This window comes from Streptomyces sp. CB02058 (assembly GCF_001905505.1).
Lineage (GTDB): Bacteria > Actinomycetota > Actinomycetes > Streptomycetales > Streptomycetaceae > Streptomyces.
Map to the genome: position 1 here is coordinate 330,216 of NZ_LIPG01000004.1, position 18,238 is coordinate 348,453.

Consider the following 18,238-nt stretch of genomic DNA (forward strand, 5'->3'; position numbering starts at 1 on the left):
ACACGGGGGCCCGGGACGTCGCGCCCCTGCCCCCGCACTTCCGTCACCGGTCGGCCAGAACCTGGTTGACCTGCTGCTCCGCGGTGTCGAGCAGCGCGGCGATGTCCGCGTCCTCGTCGGCGAGGACCGCGGACATCACGTTGTCGAGGAGGGGTGCCGCCCGGACCCCGTTGCCGGGGACCCGGGAGACACCCCGGCGTGCGGCCCGGAGACCCTACGGGTTGATGTTGATCTTGAAGGTGGAGGTGGTGTTCTTCACGTCCTGGGCGTTGCCGCTGAGCTTCAGCCCGTTGAAGGTGACCTCACCGACGGCAGGCCCCTGGCCCGCCTCCGGCATCTCGTTGGCCCACAGACCGAAGCCGGACTTCGCGTCGAACGCGTCACCGCTCTTGCGCGCACCGGTGATCGAGATGTCCGTGAGCACCGTGTCCTTGATCGGGAACTGCGGCTGTCCTCCCACGTAGTTGGTCTGGAACATGATCCCGCTGTACGTCGGGTCCACGATGTCGACGTGCGAGATCCGGATGCCCTGGAAGACCTTGGAGGCCGAGAAGAGCCAGATCCCGGGGAAGGTCTGCGTTCCCCAGAAGTGTCCGCCGGCCCGTACGACCGACACGTTCTCGATCGCCGTGGGGCCGGTGCCGAATCCGTTCATCGGGTAGCCGAAGTCCAGCGAACTGACCGTGATCCCCGAGTACACCAGGGTGTCGGCGATGTGGATGTTGCGGAAGGTGTTGTCGTAGCCGCCGTAGACGGCCACTCCCGCGGCCCGCCAGGTGAGGATGGACGTGAGGTTCTCGTACACGTTGTTCTTCATGTCCGCGCCACCCGCGTCGATGGCCGAGAACAGGGCGAAGCTGTCGTCCCCCGTGGCCCGTGCCTCGTTGTTGGTGACGTGGTTGTCGGTGGACCCGTTCGTCATGTTGATGCCGTCGGCGAACATGTTGCGGATCCGGGAGTTCTTGATGGTCACGCTGTCGGTGTTGGCGCCCCAGTAGAGGCACACCATGTGCTCGTTCCAGATGTTGTCGATCACGATGTCCGAGACGTTGGAGAAGTCGAACACCTTGCCGGGCCCGTCGATGCGGGACGTGTAGTTGCCGAAGTACGCGAAGTCCGAGAACGAGGAGCCCTTGGCGCTCGCCTCGGCACGGAATCCGATGTCGGTGTTGTCCTGCGTGGACGGGGCGCGGAACCGGGTGAACCAGGGGCCCGCGCCGACGACCTTCACGGCCTTGCCGTAGACCTGGAACTTGCTGGCGGTGGAGTAGTCACCAGCAGGCAGGTAGACGCCGACGAGCTTCCCCGTGGTGTCCATCCGGACCTTGTCCAGGGCGTTCTGGACGTCCTGGTGGGTGAAGCCGGCGGGCACCGTGTAGGTGGCCGGGTCCGGGTTGGCGACCTGGGAGACCTGCTCCAGGCTGACGAAGTCGATGGCGTAGGTGCTGGTGTTGGCCGCGTCCTTCTGCAGCCGGATCCTGCTGCCCGCCGGGACGGTCTTGCCCAGCATGACGTTCGCCTCGTCGTAGATGTGCCGGGGCGCGCCCGAGCCGGGGTCGTTGCCCGGTCCGGTCTCGTTCCCGTACAGCCACGCGTACTTCGAGGTGAGGTCGATCGCCTTCAGGAAGGTGCCGTCCACGTAGACGTTCAGTTTCGACTCGATGCCGCCGCCGCCGGCTGAGTCCGGGATGGAGAACCGGGTGACCAGGGTGTTGGTGGTCGCCCGGGTGGTGAACTCCACGTAGTTCCCGGTGCTGTCGAGGGTGACGGCCTTGCGGCCGGAGGCCTCACCCGCGATGTCGCCGACGGTCCTGTTGGGGCCGACGACCTTGGCACCGCCGCCGGTGACACCGTCCTCCGCCTCGTACATGTCGTACGGCATGTTGGCGCCGCGTCCGACGAAGAGCGACTCGGTGCTGGTGTTGTTCTCGCGCTTCACCGGCAGTTCCTCGGCATCGTCGGCGAGCACCACCTTCACCGTGTACGAGCCGTTGGCGGCCGTCCAGGTGCCGAGGGAGACCGGTGCGGTCGTGGAGCCCGCGGCGATGGCTCCGTTGTGCGCGCCGGTGAGGGTCTTGACCGTGGCGCCCTTGGAGTCGATGAGGCTGAGGGTGATGCCGTGGCTGCCGCTCGCGGAGGAGACGGTGCCCTGGTTCTTCACGGCGACGGAGAAGGTGACCGTGTCGCCGTTCGAGGGGGACGACGGGGAGGTGGTGACCGCGCTCGTCACGAGGTCGGAGCTGGAGACCGGCTTCACCACCAGCGGGGTGCCGCTGGTGAAGCGGTTGTTGGTCTCGTTCTGCTCGATGATCTCGCCCGCCGGGTCGACGACCGCTCCGAGGGTGTAGCTGCCCGCGTCACGCGCTCCTACGGACGCGGTGACCTGGGTGGAGGCGCCCGCGGCAAGTGCGCCCACCGAGGCGGTGGCGGCCTTGGATCCGCCGAGCTCGAAGTCCAGCTTCCCGGCGGGAGAGGCGACCGCGCCGGAGTTGCGGACGGTGGCCGACAGGGTGATGGCGTCCGATTCAACGGGGGCCGAGGGTGAGGCGGCGACAGCCGTGACCTGGAGGTCCGGGTTGGGGGCCGGAGTGCCCAGCACCTGGAACTCGGCGACCTGACCGGCACCGGAACCCGTGTTGGAGGTGAACTTCAGCTGCACATCGGCCACCCGGGCGGTCACCGGGATCGTCACCGTGTTGCCCGTCGCCGGGCTGAACGCGTAGTCCTTGGCGGCGGCGAGGCTCGTGAAGGAGGTGGCGTCCTGTTCACGGCCGAGCACCTGGATGTTCTGGGTCCGCGCTCCCCAGGCGCTGTCGGGGTTGAGCTTGACGACCACGCTCTCGGTGTCGGCGTTGGCCCCGAGCTTGACGGTCAGGGTGTTGGGGTAGCTGCCGCCCGCGCCCTCCCAGTAGGTGGTGAGGGAGTTGTCGTTGGCGTTGGCCGCGACGAAGGTGTGGACGACCGAGGACGCGGTGATCGGCTTGGAGACGGCGAGGTTGGAGGCGCCGCTCGTGGACCCGTTCCGTGTCACGGTGTTGCTGGCGCCGGAGACGTTGCCGGCCGCGTCCTTGGCCCGCACGACGTAGCTGACGGTCGTGGCGGCGGACTGGGTGTCGGTGTACGTGGTCGTGTCGCCGGCCACGCTCTTGCGGAGCACGTTGTTGGCGTAGACGTCGTAGCCCGTGACGCCCTTGTTGTCCGAGGACGCCGTCCAGGTCAGCTTGATCTGCCCGGCCGCCGGCTCCGTGAACGCCAGGCCCGAGGGCGCGGTGGGCGCCTGCGTGTCACCGGAGTCGCCGGTGCGGGTGACGGTGTTGCTGTTGCCCGACTGGTTGCCCGCCGCGTCCTTGGCCCGGACGTGGTAGGAGACGGTCTCGCTCGCCGGGCGGGTGTCGGTGAAGGTGGTGACACCGCCCGCCACGCTGGTCAGCAGCGTGTTGTTGGCGTAGATGTCGTAACCCGTCACGCCGGTGTCGTCCGAGGACGCCGACCAGGTCAGCCTGATCTGCCCGGTGGCCGGCTCCGTGAAGGCCAGCCCGGAGGGCGCGGTGGGCGCCTGCGTGTCACCGGTGGCCGGGCCGTAGATCTCCAGCTCTGAGAGCTGGGCGGCCGGCTGGACGGAGTTGGCGGTGACCAGCACCCGCACGTGGCGGGTCGTGGTCGCGTCGAAGGAGATCGTCGCCGACTGACCGCCCGCGGCGTTGAAGGTGTACGCCTTGGACGCCGTCAGGTCGCTGAACTCCGTGCCGTCGGCACTGCCCTGGATCTTCAGGGTCTGGGTGCGCTGCTCCCAGCCGTCGGGCAGCCGCAGCACGACCCGGTCGACCCGGACCGAGGAACCGAGGTCGGCCTGGATCCACTGCGGGAGCTCGTTGTTCCTGCTCTCCCAGTAGCTGGCCCGGTTGCCGTCGTTGCCGTTGGAGGCCGTGTACGTCTCGGTCCAGCTGCTCGCCTTGAGCGTCCTGCCCGCCGCGAGGTTGACGGAGGACTCGCCCGCGGCCCTGACCTCGAGCTCGGAGAGCTGCGCGTTCTGCCATCCCGTGTTGGCCGTGACGTTCACCCGCACGAACCGGGTCTGGGTGGCCGGGAAGGTTATCTTCACGGTGTTGGAGGTGCCGGGGCTGAAGGTGTACGCCGCCGAGGTCTTCAGGGTCGAGAAGCTGGTGCCGTCGGCACTCCCCTGGACGGCGAGGGTCTGCTGCCTGGCCTCCCACCCCGCCGGAAGCTTCAGCGTCACCTCGTCGACCCGGGCGGTCGTGCCGAGGTCGGTCTGTACCCACTGCGGGAGCGTGCCGCCCGAACCTTCCCAGTACGTCGCCTGGTTGCCGTCCGTCACGTTGCGGGCGGCGTACTCGCCGCCCGTGCTGCTGGCGGCGGCGGTCCGGCCTGCGGCGATGTTGGGGCCGTCGGCCGCCGCAGCGGTGAACGACGGCCAGCCGATCATCAGAAGACTGGTGGTGACCATGGCGGAAAGGGCCCGCCATCTCCAGCGTTGGGCTCTCATAAGTCCCCGATCTTCGGCCTCGGCGCATGATGCGCCGAGGGCGCGGCTCTGTCTGTTACTGCCCTTGTGACACTTGTTTCTGCGCATACTCAGCTTAGATTTGCTCGCAGCTGTCAGAGAGTTGCAGAGAAGTGCGAGAGCGTCCACCGTTGGGACAGAAAACGGAGCGCGGGAACGGACAGCTCGGTATGAACAAAGACCTGTCGGCACAGTCGATTTGGGAGGTCGAGACTGGTGACGCGGCGACCGGCGAGCAACGTAGGAAATTTGCGTGGGACTGCAAGGTTCCGGAAAGTGCCTGCTCCACGGCACAGCGAAAGCGGGGCCCGCTGGACGCGGACCCCGCTCGGATGCGGCCGGAGACGAGGTTCAGAGGCCGCCGGTGTACAGGAGAAGGTCGGGCGAGCCGGATCCCAGTCCCGTCAGGACGTCCGGGGTGGCCTCCGCGGCGAGCCAGTCGGCGACCTCCTGCGGGGAGGCGTCCGGGTTCTGCTCCTTGAAGAGGGCGGCCACACCGGCGACGTGCGGACTGGCCATGGACGTTCCGCTCAGCGTCGTGGAGCCGCCGCCGAGGTTCGCGGACACGATGTCCACACCGGGGGCGTACTCCCACACACAGGTGCCCCAGTTGCTGAACGTGGCCTGCCGGTCCTGGTCGTCGCTGGCCCCGATGGCCAGCACACCGTCGGCGCGCGCCGGGGAGACGTCGCAGGCGTCCTGGTTCTCGTTGCCCGCCGCGACCACGGGCAGGGTGCCCTCAGCCGCGAGCGCGTCGAAGGCGTCGTCCACGGCCGACGAGGCGGGCCCGCCGAGGGAGGCGTTGACGACCGCGGGCTGCTCGGCGTTCTGGGCGATCCAGTCGAGGCCGGCGATGATGCCGGCCCAGGTGCCGGAGCCCTCGCAGTTCAGGACCCGCACCGGGACGAGGGAGGCCGCGGGGGCGACACCGTAGGTGGCGCCGGCCACGGTCCCGGCGACATGGGTGCCGTGACCGTTGCAGTCCTCGCCGTCACGGCCGTCCCCGACCGCGTCGTACCCCGCGCCGACCCGGCCGCCGAACTCTGCGTGCGCGGACTCGATGCCGGTGTCGAGGATGTACGCGGTCACCCCCTGGCCCGTGCCGGTCACGTCGTACGTGCCGTCCAGCGGCAGGGCGCGCTGGTCGATGCGGTCCTGGCCCCAGCTGCCCGCGACGGCCCGGCTCCCGGATGCCTTCTTGGCCGCGGGCGGCGAGACGGACGCCTCGCTGTTCTCCTCCACGGCCTGGACACCCGCCGTGGCGCGCACCTTCTCGAGCTGGGCGGGGGTGAGCGAGGCCGCGAAGCCGTGCAGGACCTTGCTGTAGGTGAAGAGCGTGTCGACACCCAGCTGCTCGGCCATGACGCCCGGTGTCTGTCCGGGCGAAACGGTGACGATGTACTGCCCGGGCACAGCCCGGGCCGACTTCTGCACCGGCACGAGGGTCTCGCCGGTGTCGGCCGTGGCCGTGGTGGTGCCGATCAGGGGGGCGATCAGCAGTAGAGCGGCTGGTGCCCAGCGGGCGCGCAGGCGCATGCGTTCTCCCTTGAGGTGGAGGAGCGGATCGCGGACCGCGTCGGGCCCGCGACATGCGAACACCTGACCTTTCGTCCACATCCGGGGAGGGCCTTGAGCCACGTCAGCCGTACAGCGCAACGATCAGTACACGGGGAGGCCGCTTCCTGGCGACCGGGAGGAACCGGCCCCGGCATGCGCGGCGGCACGCCGGGGCCGGGCCCGCTCAGACGAAGGGCGTCGCGCCGTGCGCCGTGCGGAGCACCGCGACCCCGCGCGGGGGCAGGACGAGGCCGCCGTCGGCGGACGGCCCCGTGAGGATCTCCCCCGCCACCGCCCCGCACACGGCCTCCTGGTCCGTACGGTTGACGAGGAACCAGTACGCGTGGGAGCCGTCCGTACGCACCGTCGGCTCCACGTGCCCCCGCACACCGGCGGGCAGCTCGCTGGACACTCCGGCGGCGGAGAGCAGGGAGCGCAGCACCTCGGACAGCCCGTCGCCGCTCAGCCGGGTGGAGACGTAGGCCGCCGAACCGCCGCCTTCCAGGGGGCGCCGGGTGAGCGCGGGGCGCCCTGCCTGGTCCCCCGTGCCGTACCGCGCGAGCACCTCGGTATCGGGATCGGTCAGGTCGATCCGGTCGGTCCACAGGGTGCCGGTCAGACCGTTGTCGAGCTGTACGTCCGTGCCGTCCAGCAGGGGGCCGAACTCCTCGATCCGGATGCCCAGCAGTTCGCGGAGCGCTCCCGGGTATCCGCCGAGGTGGACGTGGTCGTTCTCGTCGACGATTCCCGAGTAGTAGGTGGTGGCGAGGTGGCCTCCGCCGCGCACGAAGGCGTCCAGCCGGCCGGCGAGGGCCTGGGGCACGACGTGCAGGAGGGGGGCCGCGACGAAGTCGTAGCCGGTGAGGTCCGCCTCGGTGGTCACGACGTCCACCCGGACTCCCAGGGCCAGGAAGGCCGAGTACCAGTCGAGTGCCTCCTGCCGGTAGTCCAGCAGGGACGACGGCAGGGAGTCGCGTTCGACGGCCCACCACGACTCCCAGTCGTACACCAGGGCGGCGCGCGCCGGTGCGCGCACGGAGCCGGCGACCGGGGCGAGCGCCTCCAGGGTCCGGCCGAGGGCGGTCACCGAGCGGAACACCTCGCTGTCCGGGCCCGCGTGGGGCACCATCGCGGAGTGGTACTTCTCCGCGCCCGCGGCGGACTGGCGCCACTGGAAGAAGCAGACCGCGTCGGCTCCGTGGGCGACGTGGAGCAGCGAGTCGCGGGCGAGGTCGCCCTCGCTCTTGGCGACGTTCACGGTCTGCCAGTTGACCGCGCTGGTGGAGTGCTCCATCAGGAACCAGGGCTTGCCGCCGGCGATGGAGTGCGTCAGGCCGGCGGAGAAGGAGAGCTCGTCCAGGCGCTGCGGCCCCGGGCGGGTGTAGTGGTCGTTGGAGACGAAGTCGATCTCCTCGGCCCAGTCGGGGTAGTTCATGCCCTTGGTGCCGCTCATCACCATGAAGTTGGTGGTGGCCGGGATGCCGGGCGTGATGCGGCGCAGGATGGCGCGTTCGGCGCGGAGATAGTCCTTCAGCGCGTCCGAGGAGAAGCGCTTGAAGTCGAGCTGCTGGGTGGGGTTGGCGTGGCTCGCGGCCAGCCGCGGCGGCAGGATCTGCTCCCACTCGCCGTAGTGCTGGGACCAGAAGGACGTGGCCCAGGCGCGGTTGAGCTCGTCGAGTGTGCCGTAGCGGGTGCGCAGCCAGTCGCGGAAGGCCTGCGCGGCGTCGTCGGAGTAGTCGTAGATGTTGTGACAGCCGAGCTCGTTGGAGATGTGCCAGGCGACCAGCGCGGGATGGTCCGCGTAACGGGTGGCCATGGCCTCGACCAGCCGCAGGGCGTACGTGCGGAAGACGGGCGAGGTGGGCCGCCAGTGCTGCCGTGCGCCCTGGGCGAGGGTCTCACCGGTCCGGGTGACCGGCAGGATCTCCGGGTGCAGGGTCGAGAGCCAGGGCGGCGGCGACGCGGTGGCGGTGGCGAGGTCCACGGCGATCCCGTTGTCGTGGAGCAGACCGAGGATCTCGTCCAGCCAGCCGAAGTCCCAGCGGTCCTCGGCCGGCTGCAGCCGCGCCCAGGAGAAGATGGCGACGGAGACGACGGTCACGCCGGCCTCGCGCATCAGCCGTACGTCCTCCTTCCACACCTCGCGCGGCCACTGCTCCGGGTTGTAGTCGGCCCCGTAGGCGAGGTGGGCGGGGCTGTCGTCGGAGAGCGGGCGCAGCCATGCGCGCGGGGAGGAGGTCATGATGATCCTTTCGGATGCGGAGGTGCGAGTACAGCGCGGGGCGGCCGCCCGTCTGAGGTACGGGCGGCCGCCCCGGTTGCCGGGTCAGCGGCGGGTTGTCACTTGTTGACGCTGAAGCCCTGGTCCGTGCCGTAGGCGACGGCGGCCTTCTGCCACTGCTTCAGCCCGTCGGCCAGCGTGGTGGAGGAGACGTACGCCTTGCCGACGGAGTCGTTGAAGATGGAGTTGGCGTAGACCTGGTACGGCAGGTACGACCAGTCCTCGGGGACCTGGCTCGCGGAGCGGGCGAAGATCTCGTTCGCCTTCTGGCCGCCGAAGTACGGGAAGGCGGTGTCGAGGAAGCTGGCGGAGGAGAGGTCCGCGGTGGTCGCGGGGAAGGCCCCGGCCTTGATGCGCGCCTGGACGCCGTCCGAGTGGTTGGCGTACTCGTTGAAGGCGTACGCCAGGTCCTTGTTCTTGCCGTCCTTCATCACCGCGAGGGAGCTTCCGCCGTTCTCGGAGCTGACCTCGCCGCCCTTCTCCCACTGCGGGAGGGCCGCGGCGCGCCAGTCACCGGCGGCGGCTTCCACGCCGGAGGCGAAGTTTGCGGGCATCCACGCTCCGGTGGCGAGGGTGGCGATGGTGCCGTCCGCCAGGCCCTTGTACCACTCGTCGCTCCAGTTGGCGATGGGCGCCAGGAGCTTCTCGTCGAGCAGCTTCTGCCAGACCTCGGTGAACGCGACGACACCCTTGTCGCCGGTGAGGTCGACCGTCACATCGGTCTCGCGGCTCTTGAACGGGGTTCCGCCGGCCTGCCAGATCATGCTGGTGGTGAACCCGGCGTCACCGGTGTCGTTGGTGATGTAGGCCTTCGGGTCCGCGGCGTGCAGGGCGCGCGCGGCCTCGAGGTACTCGTCCCAGGTGGTGGGCGTGGCGATCTGGTGCTTGTCCAGCACCTTCTTGTTGTAGAACAGCGCCATCGGGCCGGAGTCCATCGGCAGGGCGTACACGGCGTCATCGACGGCGACCGAGTTCCACGGGCCCGGGGAGTAGTCGTCCTTGAACTCCCCCGCGCCGTAACGGCTCAGGTCCTCCAGGGACTTGCCGAGCGCGAACTGCCCGAGGGCGTAGTACTCGATCTGCGCGACGTCCGGGACCCCGGATCCGGCCTGGACGGCGTTCTGCAGGGCGGTGTACTGGTCGTTGCCGGTTCCGGCGTTGACCAGCTTCACCTTGACCTTCGGATATTCCTTCTGGAAGTCGCTGACCACCTTCTCCAGCGTCGGTTCCCAAGCCCACACCGTGATCGAGCCGCCCTCCTTCAGGGCTGCCCGGAGAGCACTTCCGGACACCGCCTCGTCCGAGGCGGGCTCGTCGGAGGACCCGCACGCGGTCAGGCTCAGCGCGGCCGCGCACAGCAGGCCGACGCCACGCATCGCGCGTCTGGTCATGGTTCTCATATCGCTTCACTCCGTTGTGGTGAGGGTGGTTCACGAACTGTCGAGCGCCCGCACGGCACGTGCGGGAGATGGGGGGTGGGGCGCCGCGTGACCGGGGCCGGGGTGAGCCGGCCCCGGAACGCGCGGGGATCCGTGGCCTGCGCGGCCGGAGGGTGGTCAGCCCTTGACGCTGCCCGCGGCCAGTCCCGACTGCCAGTAGCGCTGGAGCAGCAGGAAGGCGATGACCAGCGGCACGATGGTCAGCAGGGAGCCGGTGATGACGAGGTTGAAGACCGGCTGGCCGCCCGCGGTGGACGCCTGCTCGTTCCAGGCGTCCAGTCCCAGGGTCAGCGGGTACCAGTCCGGGTTCTTGATCATGATCAGCGGCAGGAAGTAGTTGTTCCAGGTCTGCACCATGGTGAACAGCAGGACGGTCACGATGCCCGGGCCGAGCAGCGGGAGCGCGACCTGGAAGAAGGTCCGCACCTCTCCGGAGCCGTCCATCCGGGCCGCTTCGAGGAGTTCCGTCGGGATGGCCTCGGCGGCGAACACCCACATCAGGTAGAGCCCGAACGGGGAGATCAGCGACGGGATGATGACGGCCCACGGCGTATCGGTGAGGCCCATCTTGCTGAACATGAGGAAGGTGGGGACGGCCAGCGCGGTCGCGGGGACGGCCACCGCGCCGATGACGGTGGCGAAGACGGCGCGCTTGCCCGTGAAGTCGAACTTGGCCAGGCCGTAGCCGCCGACGACCGCGAGGAAGGTGGCACCGCCGGCGCCCACGACCACGTACAGCAGGGTGTTGAGGAACCAGCGGACGAAGATGCCGTCGTCGTAGGTGAGCGTCTGGGTGATGTTGTCCCAGAGGGCGAAGTCACCGCTGAACCACAGGCCGAAGGAGGTCTGCAGGCTCTGCTGCGTCTTGGTCGCGTTGATGAGGAGCCACGCGAGCGGCAGGAGCGAGTAGAGGGCGGTCAGCCCCATGAGGGCGGTGAGCAGGACGCTGCGGCGGGGCCTGCCGGCCGAGTGGCGCCGGCGTGTGGAACGCAGGGGCGTCGGGGCGCGGTGGGTGGTTCGCCGGGGCGTCTGCTGGGCGGTGCAGGAAGGTGCGCTCATCGCTCACGCCTCCTTTCGTATGCCGCGCAGCTGGACCGCGTACGCGATGATCATCGTGACGACGCCCATGACGATGGAGACCGTGGCCGCGTAGTTCTGCTGCCTGCCGGAGAAGGCCAGCGTGAAGGTGTAGAGGTTGGGCGTGAAGTAGGTGGTGATCGCGTTGGGCGCCAGGTCCTGGAGGATGCTGGGCTCGTTGAACAGCTGGAAGCTGCCGATCACCGAGAAGATCGTCGCGATGACCAGGGCGCCGCGGATCGCGGGGATCTTGACCGCGGTGATCACCCGCCACTGTCCGGCTCCGTCGATCTCCGCTGCCTCGTAGAGGGACTTGGGGACGACACGCAGGGCCGAGTAGAAGATCAGCATGTTGTAGCCGATGAACTCCCAGGTGACGATGTTGCCGATGCTGGCCAGCACCAGGGAGGGCGACAGCGGGTCGGGCAGGGACACGTCGAGGGCGTCGTTCACGTTCGCCACGAGCCCGAACCTGGTGCCGTAGATGAATCCCCACATGAGCGTGGCGACGACGGCGGGCACGGCGTAGGGCAGGAAGACGGATATCCGGAAGAAGCTCTTCCCGTAGAGCCTGCCGCTGTCGAGCGCCAGGGCCACGAGCAGCGCGAGACCGAGCATGACGGGCACCTGCACGGCGAGGAAGAGCGCGACCCGGCCCACGGCGTCCCAGAACTGGTCGTCCTGGAAGGCCCGCTGGAAGTTGTCCAGGCCGACGAAGGACGTCCCGCCGACCAGCTGGTCACGGAAGAAGCTCAGATACAGCGAGTAGGCGATCGGGGCGAGGAACACCAGGGCGAACACGGCCATGAAGGGCCCCACGAAGATCCACCCGACCTGCCCCCGCCGGGCACGGGACCTTCTCGCTGGTGGGCGGCGTCCGGTCGTGAGCGGCGTAACGGCCGTCATGGGTACTCCTGTTGTTCCGGCGTTGAGCAGGGCCCCGGGCCGGATGGAGACACCGGACATCGTGGAGGCGCTGTACTTGAGGAGGCCGATGTGCACGTGAACACGGACGCCGATGTTCCGGCGCCGATGTTTACGTAAACATTTCTCGGTGGAGTGATGTCTACACGTCTCTCACGTCATGGTCAAGACTCTGTTTCCCCCTCACACCGAGGAGTTGGGAGATGATTCCCCCGCCTCGGCCCCGCGCGGCGGCGCCACACACGCGCCCATGTGTCGGCGCCGGGCGCGCGGAGTGGTAGAAATGCCGGTGGTCCGAGCCCTCGGCCGACATGCGATTCGAGCCATACGCGGAGCGGAGACGAGGCCGGCCCCGATCGGAACGCTCCCGGGCGGGCACGCGGCGCATGACGGCCCCGCGGCCGGAACCCGGCGCCCCCACACGGCGAAAGGCTCACGCAACCACGACGGAGGCAGACGAAGTGCACGGACAGGAACAGGCCATGGACCGGCCTCCACGCAAGGAGGCTTCGATGGCCGACGTCGCCCGGCTGGCCGGAGTGTCCTCGCAGACGGTCTCCCGTGTCTCCAACGGGCACGCCATGGTCTCCGAGGAGACCAGGGAACGTGTCCTGACCGCGATGAAGGAGCTGAACTACCGGCCCAACAGTGCCGCGCGGGCACTCAAGAGCGGGAAGTTCCGGACGCTGGGCGTCATCCTGTTCACCCTGGCCACGACGGGCAACGTGCGCACGCTGGAGGCCATTTCCGCCTCCGCGGCGGACGAGGGCTATGCCATCACCCTGCTTCCGGTCGCGACACCCACCAGCACGGGGGTCAGGGGCGCCGTGACCGTGCTCGGCGAGCAGGTCGTGGACGGTATCATCGTGATCATGGAGGTACGCCTCCTGGACGCCGCCATCTCCCTGCCGCCGCACACCCATGTCGTCGTGGCGGACTCCGACGCCGGCGACCGCTACAGCGTGGTGGACACCGACCAGTCCGGCGGCGCGAGGGCGGCGGTGCGGCATCTGCTCGACCTGGGGCACCACACCGTGGTGCACGTGGCCGGTCCCCCCGAGTCGTTCGCCGCCCAGCGCCGCGCCCACGCCTGGCGCCAGACACTGCGGGAGGCCGGGCGCCCGGTCCCGCCGCCGGTGGAGGGCGACTGGTCGGCGGCCTCGGGGTACGAGGCGGGGCTCACCCTGGCGGCCGACCCCTCGTGCACGGCGGTCTTCGCCGCCAACGACCAGATGGCGCTGGGCGTCCTGCGTGCCTTGCAGGAGCAGGGCAGACGTGTGCCCGACGACGTCAGTGTCGTCGGGTTCGACGACATAGCCGACTCCGCCTCGTTCCTGCCGCCCCTGACCACCGTCCACCAGGACTTCGCCGAGATCGGGCGGCTGTGCGTGGACGGCGTACTGCGCCAGATCCGCAACGAGACGACGGAACGGGGCACCACCCTGGTCCCGACGCGGCTGGTCGTCCGGGGCAGCACGGCTCCTCCGCCCTCCGCCTGACCGGGGCCCTCGCCCACGCCACGAAGGGCCTCCTGTACCCCGGTGCGCCGGGCGGCCGTTGACCCGGGATACAGGACGGGCACTGTCCTGTTGCCCCTCTAGCGTGGACGCATGACCTCATCGCCGAACGGGACGGCCATCCGGATGACACAGCAGCGGACGACGGACGACGGCGGAGGGGAACCGGTGCTCTTCGAGAGGGCCGAGCTGCTCGACGCCTGGCTGGACAGGCACCACGCGGAGCGGACGGGACTCTGGCTGAAGATCGCGAAGAAGGGCTCGGGCATCGCCTCCGTCACCGCCGCCGAGGTGATCGACGTCGCGCTCTGCCACGGCTGGATCGACGGGCAGCGCAAGTCCCTGGACGAGGTGTACTACCTGCAGAGGATCTCGCCGCGCCGCCGCGGAAGCAGTTGGTCCCTCGTCAACGTCGGCAAGGTCGAGGCGCTGACCGCTGCAGGCCGGATGCGGGAGTCGGGTCTGGCACAGGTCCACGCGGCACAGGCGGACGGCCGGTGGGCGTCGGCGTACCAGTCCCAGCGGGAGGCCACCGTGCCCGAGGACCTGGCGGCCGCCCTGGCCGGGAATCGCGTGGCCGCCGAGCGCTTCGAGCAGCTCGGCAGGAGGGAGCGCTACCTCGTCCTGCTCCAGCTGATGACGGCGAGGACCGAGAAGGTCAGGGCCGCCCGGCTCGCCCGGATGACGCGGAAGCTGGAGGCGGGAGAGCCGATCGGCTGACCCGGTCGGCCGTCCCGCCGTGGTGAGAGGGGTTCACCGCAACGACGGGCGCGGGTGGGTGGCCCAGTACTCGGCGGCGGTGATGCCGAGCAGCACGACGTCGTGGTGGGCGCCGGCGAAGAACTCGTGCTGGCGGAGCCGCCCCTCCTCGACGAAGCCCAGTCGGCGGTAGAAGGCCAGGGAGGCGTCGTTGAAGGCGTAGACCTCCACCTCGCACTTGTGGTGGCGCTGCTCGGCGAACATGTAGGTGAGGACGAGTTCGGTCGCCTCGGCGGCGTATCCCCTGCGGCGGTGGGCGCGTGCGACCTCGATGCCCGTCCTGAAGCGTCCGGCGCGGCTGTCCGTCTCCCCGACCGTGACGGACCCGGCGAACGCGCCGTCGGCCAGCACCTCGATCACCAGGCGGAACACCTCACCCCCCGGCGGGCGCCCGGCCCGCTCGGCGGTCCAGGAACGGAAACCCTCGGCGGAGCGCGGAGGTTCGACCATGTCGGCGTTGCGCACGTCGTGGGTGTTCCGGGCCAGGTCCTGGAAGCCCTTCCAGTCATCGGGCTCGACGCCGCGCAGGCGCACCCTCTCACCGGTCCACATGTCACCCATGGCGCCCACCACTTCCGTCCCGGTCGCAGGCGGCCCGCGCCGTGCATGTCGAGCTCGACACAGTAGCGGTGGGGACGCTCGGGCGCGGATCGATTTCCGGGGCGGCACCGGGCGGGCTCGGCTCGCGGGGAGCGGGACGGTTGTGCGGCGGTTGGCTCGACGCCTGATTGCACGGCGGGCGGCCCGACGTCCGGTCACACGGCGGGCGGCCCGACGTCCGGTCGCACGGCGGGCGGCAGGAGTCCGCCGGGGAGGTTCGGAGGTCAGGCCGTGATTCCGCCGAGGATGAGGTCGATCCCGGCGAGGAACTCCTCACGGTCGTCGTGCTCGCGCAGTTGTCCGGCCACGTCCCGGGTGAACGCGTACTGACCGGGGTCGAGCTCCTCCCAGGCGGCGGCCGTGGCGTCGAGGAACTCGGTCCGGTTCGCCCCCGGCCTGGCCTTCCGGGTGTTGGCGGCGTTCTGGCCGGCGACTCCGAGGATGTAGTTCAGCAGCGTGGACGCCGCGGTGAACAGCGTGGCTTCGGGCACTCCGAGCGCCTGGACCTGGCGGCCGATGCCTTCGAAGATCCGCAGTTTCGGTGACGGTGACGGCGACGGCGTACGGGCGAGGTTGGCGCCGACCCACGGATGAGCGTCGAACGCGTCGAACACGCCGAGCGCGAGTGCGCGGATCGCGTCCTGCGGCGTCGCGTCGGCGTCGTCCGCGGAGATGGCGGTGGTGACGACGGCGTCGGTGGCGGCCGCGAGGAGCTCGGCCTTGCCCGTGACGTGCCAGTAGATCGCGCCCGGGCCGGTCGAGAGACGCTCGGCCAGCGCGCGGAACGTGAGCCCGCCCTCGTCCACCGTGTCGAGGAGCTCCACGGCGGCGGCGACGATGCGCTCCCGCGAGAGCGGTTCCTGCCGTCGCTCCGAACGGCGCGTCCTGGTTGCCATGCCTCCATCCTAGACACCCTGGAACATCGTTCCAGCTTGACAGCGAGTGGAACGACGTTCCACCCTGGCATCGATGGAACGCCGTTCCAGCACTGCTCCGCCAGGCGCCCACCCGGCGGTCCGCCCCGAGGAAGGAAGCACCATGACCACTCCGGTCACGATCATCGGCGGAGGGCTCGGCGGGCTGACGCTCGCCCGCGTCCTGCACGTCCACGGCATCCCCGCGACGGTCTACGAAGGGGAACCGTCGGCCTCGGCGCGCACCCAGGGCGGCCTGCTCGACATCCACGAGGACAACGGGCAGCTCGCGCTGAGGGCGGCCGGCCTGTTCGAGGAGTTCCTCGGCATCGTCCAGCAGGGCGCCCAGGCGTCACGGGTGCTCGACAAGGACGGCACCGTCCTGCTGGACGAGCCCGACGACGGTACGGGCGGCCGCCCCGAGGTCGACCGCGGCGCCCTCCGCCGGATTCTGCTCGACTCACTGCCCACCGACACGGTCAGGTGGGGGCGCAAGGCCACCTCGGCCAGGGCGCTCGGGGACGGCCGGCACGAAGTGACGTTCGCCGACGGGGCCACTGTGACGACGGGCCTGCTGGTCGGCGCGGACGGGGCGTGGTCGCGGATACGCCCGCTGCTCTCCGACGCCGAACCGGAGTACACCGGAACCTCCTTGATCGAGACCTGGCTGTACGACTGCGACACCCGCCACCCGGCGGGCGCCCGGGCCGTCGGCGACGGTTCGCTGTTCGCGCTCGCCCCCGGGAAGGGGATCTCCGCACACCGCGAACAAGGCGGCGTCCTGCACACCTATGTGACGGTCAACAAGCCCCGGGAGTGGATGGACGCCATCGACTTCACCGACGCGGACGCGGCCAGGGCGCGTGTCGCCGCCGAGTTCCACGACTGGGCTCCGGAGCTCACCGCCCTCATCACGGACGGTGAGACCGCCCCGGTCCCACGCACCGTCAACACCCTGCCGCTCGAACACCGCTGGAACCGGGTGCCCGGTGTGACACTGCTCGGCGACGCCGCCCACCTGATGTATCCGGCCGGCGAGGGAGCCAATCTCGCCATGTACGACGGCGCCGAACTCGCCACCGCTCTCGCCGCGCACCCGGACGACACGGAGACCGCGCTCGCGGCGTACGAGGAAGCCATGTTCACCCGCAGCGCCGCATCCGCCGCCCTGGCCTCACGGGTCCAGGAGCTGTGCTTCGACGCCGACGCCCCGCACAGCCTCGTCGGCTTCTTCACCGGCCACGCCGTCCGGACCGGGTGATCCACCGCCGCCGTCGCGGATCATCGGCCCGTACAGGCGAAGGGCAACCGCTCGGACCTGGGAAACCCGGTACCCGATGACGATGGCGCTCGGCACGTGCGGCTCCCCGTCCGACCTTCCCTACCCGCGAGGTCTCGTCATGTGGTGCACACGGCCGGGGGCGATGCCATTGTCCGGCTGAGCTGCATGGAGCTCGCGCACACCGAGGCCATCCGCTGGTGCGTGAATACCGGTAACGGGATCCTTGTGGACGGAGCGTTGCGGGCCGTGGGTGCGCGCCGCCCGACCCTCCGGCCAGGCACCTGCGCGAGCCCGGGTGGAACCGCATCACAGGAATCTTGCTGAGAAGTAGCCAGACTTCGACAGCCTGTCCGTCTGAATCGTCGGGAGGGTCACTCTGCCAGGCGGCGCTTCCACCAGGGATCAGTGGGCGGCGAGAAGGGATCCGGCAGGGTCCGTCTCATGAAGCGGTCGTCCAGGGGCGCGACCGCTCCGAGAAGTTCACGGCGTGCCTTGCGCGTCATGGTCGAGGCCGAACCCTGTAGCAGGGTTCGCGCGTGCATGTCCCGCCAGAGTGTGGTCCCTCGCCCGTGGTTGGGGCCGTGGCCGGGCCAGGGATGAAGCGCCAGAGCCCATGCCTGGAAGGCGTGGGCGACGTGACCGGGAGGCAACCGGTACTGAACTTCGAACTGTACGATCTGCCGGTTCGTCGCAGCGGACAGACCAGGGATGACCTGTCGGCTTCTGGCGCTCCTGCGACGGGGTCGTGCGGTTCTGATCTCGCCCGGTGAGCGGCGAGGCATGGACACTTCCGGTGGGAAGGACGAGTGACCGTCCGACCGTAGACGGCGTCGGTTCGAAGAGCAAGCGGTGAGCCGTCTGCTTGTTGTGAGACGCGTGCGCGGGTGGCGGCGACGCTGTGGGAGTGAGGCGGCCGGCGGCGGCCGTGCAGCTTGGCTGCCTGCACTTTCCTTCGGGCGCGGCTGGTGAGCATCTTGGTCGCGTCGGCGGACCTGCCGAGAATCGTGCCCATCTCCCCGTGGGGTACGGCGAACACGTCGTGCAGTACGAACGCCAGTCTTTCGTCAGGACGCAGTGAGCCCAGGACTGTGAGCAGCGCGAGGCCGACGGAGTCACCGAGGGCCACGAGGTCTTCCGGAGCAGGTGCTTCGTCGAGCGCCACCGTGAATTCGGGCAGTTGGCCGTCAAGGGCGATTTCCGGGCGGGTCCGGGCCGACCGCAGGACGTCGAGGCTGATGCGACCGACGACGGTGGTCAGCCGGCCACCAACTTCTTCAACCGGCTCAACCGCACCGTCAAGGAACCGGCCGGCCAGACCTGGGGCTGAGCCCGTACAGCAGATCCTTGCCCCGGCGCCATGCACCTC

Annotated in this window: 11 protein-coding genes and 1 pseudogene; 3 read left to right on the forward strand and 9 right to left on the reverse strand. The window is 69.7% G+C overall.

Going from position 1 to position 18,238, the window contains the following annotated elements; translation table 11 throughout:
• Positions 1 to 214 precede the first annotated feature (214 nt).
• From AMK10_RS22105 to AMK10_RS22130, 6 genes are all read right to left on the reverse strand, one after another.
• Positions 215 to 4,504 carry a discoidin domain-containing protein gene (locus tag AMK10_RS22105; RefSeq protein ID WP_073749638.1) on the reverse strand — a complete coding sequence of 1,430 codons (4,290 nt, stop codon included), beginning with the start codon at positions 4,502 to 4,504 and terminating at the stop codon, positions 215 to 217.
• A 369-nt stretch (positions 4,505 to 4,873) separates the two neighbouring features.
• Complete coding sequence (locus tag AMK10_RS22110; RefSeq protein ID WP_073749639.1) at positions 4,874 to 6,058, reverse strand: S8 family peptidase; 1,185 nt, start codon at positions 6,056 to 6,058, stop codon at positions 4,874 to 4,876.
• Positions 6,059 to 6,263: 205 nt separating this feature from the next.
• Positions 6,264 to 8,321 (reverse strand): beta-galactosidase, encoded by a 2,058-nt coding sequence (locus tag AMK10_RS22115; RefSeq protein WP_073749640.1) that lies wholly within the window; start codon positions 8,319 to 8,321, stop codon positions 6,264 to 6,266.
• Between the two features lie 98 nt (positions 8,322 to 8,419).
• The gene (locus AMK10_RS22120; protein WP_073749641.1) at positions 8,420 to 9,760 is read right to left on the reverse strand and encodes an ABC transporter substrate-binding protein; all 1,341 of its coding nucleotides are present in this window, start codon (positions 9,758 to 9,760) and stop codon (positions 8,420 to 8,422) included.
• Between the two features lie 156 nt (positions 9,761 to 9,916).
• Positions 9,917 to 10,858 (reverse strand): carbohydrate ABC transporter permease, encoded by a 942-nt coding sequence (locus AMK10_RS22125; RefSeq protein WP_073749642.1) that lies wholly within the window; start codon positions 10,856 to 10,858, stop codon positions 9,917 to 9,919.
• A gap of 3 nt (positions 10,859 to 10,861) precedes the next feature.
• Positions 10,862 to 11,782, reverse strand: a complete 921-nt coding sequence (locus tag AMK10_RS22130) for a carbohydrate ABC transporter permease (RefSeq protein ID WP_073750144.1) — start codon at positions 11,780 to 11,782, stop codon at positions 10,862 to 10,864.
• 530 nt (positions 11,783 to 12,312) lie between these two features.
• Here AMK10_RS22130 and AMK10_RS22135 point away from each other — a divergent pair.
• Positions 12,313 to 13,299, forward strand: coding sequence for a LacI family DNA-binding transcriptional regulator (locus tag AMK10_RS22135; RefSeq protein ID WP_107428476.1), 987 nt, complete (start codon positions 12,313 to 12,315; stop codon positions 13,297 to 13,299).
• A gap of 111 nt (positions 13,300 to 13,410) precedes the next feature.
• Positions 13,411 to 14,037, forward strand: coding sequence for a YdeI/OmpD-associated family protein (locus AMK10_RS22140; RefSeq protein WP_241839628.1), 627 nt, complete (start codon positions 13,411 to 13,413; stop codon positions 14,035 to 14,037).
• 33 nt (positions 14,038 to 14,070) lie between these two features.
• Here the strand turns inward: AMK10_RS22140 and AMK10_RS22145 are convergent, their stop codons facing one another.
• Positions 14,071 to 14,637, reverse strand: a complete 567-nt coding sequence (locus AMK10_RS22145; RefSeq protein WP_073749644.1) for a GNAT family N-acetyltransferase — start codon at positions 14,635 to 14,637, stop codon at positions 14,071 to 14,073.
• A 263-nt stretch (positions 14,638 to 14,900) separates the two neighbouring features.
• A complete protein-coding gene (locus tag AMK10_RS22150; protein ID WP_073749645.1) occupies positions 14,901 to 15,572 on the reverse strand; it encodes a TetR/AcrR family transcriptional regulator in 672 nt (223 codons plus the stop codon).
• 142 nt (positions 15,573 to 15,714) lie between these two features.
• Here AMK10_RS22150 and AMK10_RS22155 point away from each other — a divergent pair, with 142 nt between their 5' ends.
• Positions 15,715 to 16,851: an FAD-dependent oxidoreductase gene (locus tag AMK10_RS22155; RefSeq protein ID WP_073749646.1), complete on the forward strand. Its 1,137-nt coding sequence runs from the start codon at positions 15,715 to 15,717 to the stop codon at positions 16,849 to 16,851.
• Positions 16,852 to 17,803: 952 nt separating this feature from the next.
• Here the strand turns inward: AMK10_RS22155 and AMK10_RS22160 are convergent.
• Positions 17,804 to 18,139, reverse strand: a pseudogene (locus AMK10_RS22160) (sigma factor-like helix-turn-helix DNA-binding protein); the annotation flags it as partial.
• Positions 18,140 to 18,238: the final 99 nt, after the last annotated feature.

Bases quoted from the DNA above. Each gene is read 5' to 3' on its own strand.
- AMK10_RS22105 (WP_073749638.1), bottom strand. From the start codon at position 4,504: ATGAGAGCCCAACGCTGGAGATGGCGGGCCCTTTCCGCCATGGTCACC.
- AMK10_RS22110 (WP_073749639.1), bottom strand. From the start codon at position 6,058: ATGCGCCTGCGCGCCCGCTGGGCACCAGCCGCTCTACTGCTGATCGCC.
- AMK10_RS22115 (WP_073749640.1), bottom strand. From the start codon at position 8,321: ATGACCTCCTCCCCGCGCGCATGGCTGCGCCCGCTCTCCGACGACAGC.
- AMK10_RS22120 (WP_073749641.1), bottom strand. From the start codon at position 9,760: ATGAGAACCATGACCAGACGCGCGATGCGTGGCGTCGGCCTGCTGTGC.
- AMK10_RS22125 (WP_073749642.1), bottom strand. From the start codon at position 10,858: ATGAGCGCACCTTCCTGCACCGCCCAGCAGACGCCCCGGCGAACCACC.
- AMK10_RS22130 (WP_073750144.1), bottom strand. From the start codon at position 11,782: ATGACGGCCGTTACGCCGCTCACGACCGGACGCCGCCCACCAGCGAGA.
- AMK10_RS22135 (WP_107428476.1), top strand. From the start codon at position 12,313: ATGGCCGACGTCGCCCGGCTGGCCGGAGTGTCCTCGCAGACGGTCTCC.
- AMK10_RS22140 (WP_241839628.1), top strand. From the start codon at position 13,411: ATGACCTCATCGCCGAACGGGACGGCCATCCGGATGACACAGCAGCGG.
- AMK10_RS22145 (WP_073749644.1), bottom strand. From the start codon at position 14,637: ATGGGTGACATGTGGACCGGTGAGAGGGTGCGCCTGCGCGGCGTCGAG.
- AMK10_RS22150 (WP_073749645.1), bottom strand. From the start codon at position 15,572: ATGGCAACCAGGACGCGCCGTTCGGAGCGACGGCAGGAACCGCTCTCG.
- AMK10_RS22155 (WP_073749646.1), top strand. From the start codon at position 15,715: ATGACCACTCCGGTCACGATCATCGGCGGAGGGCTCGGCGGGCTGACG.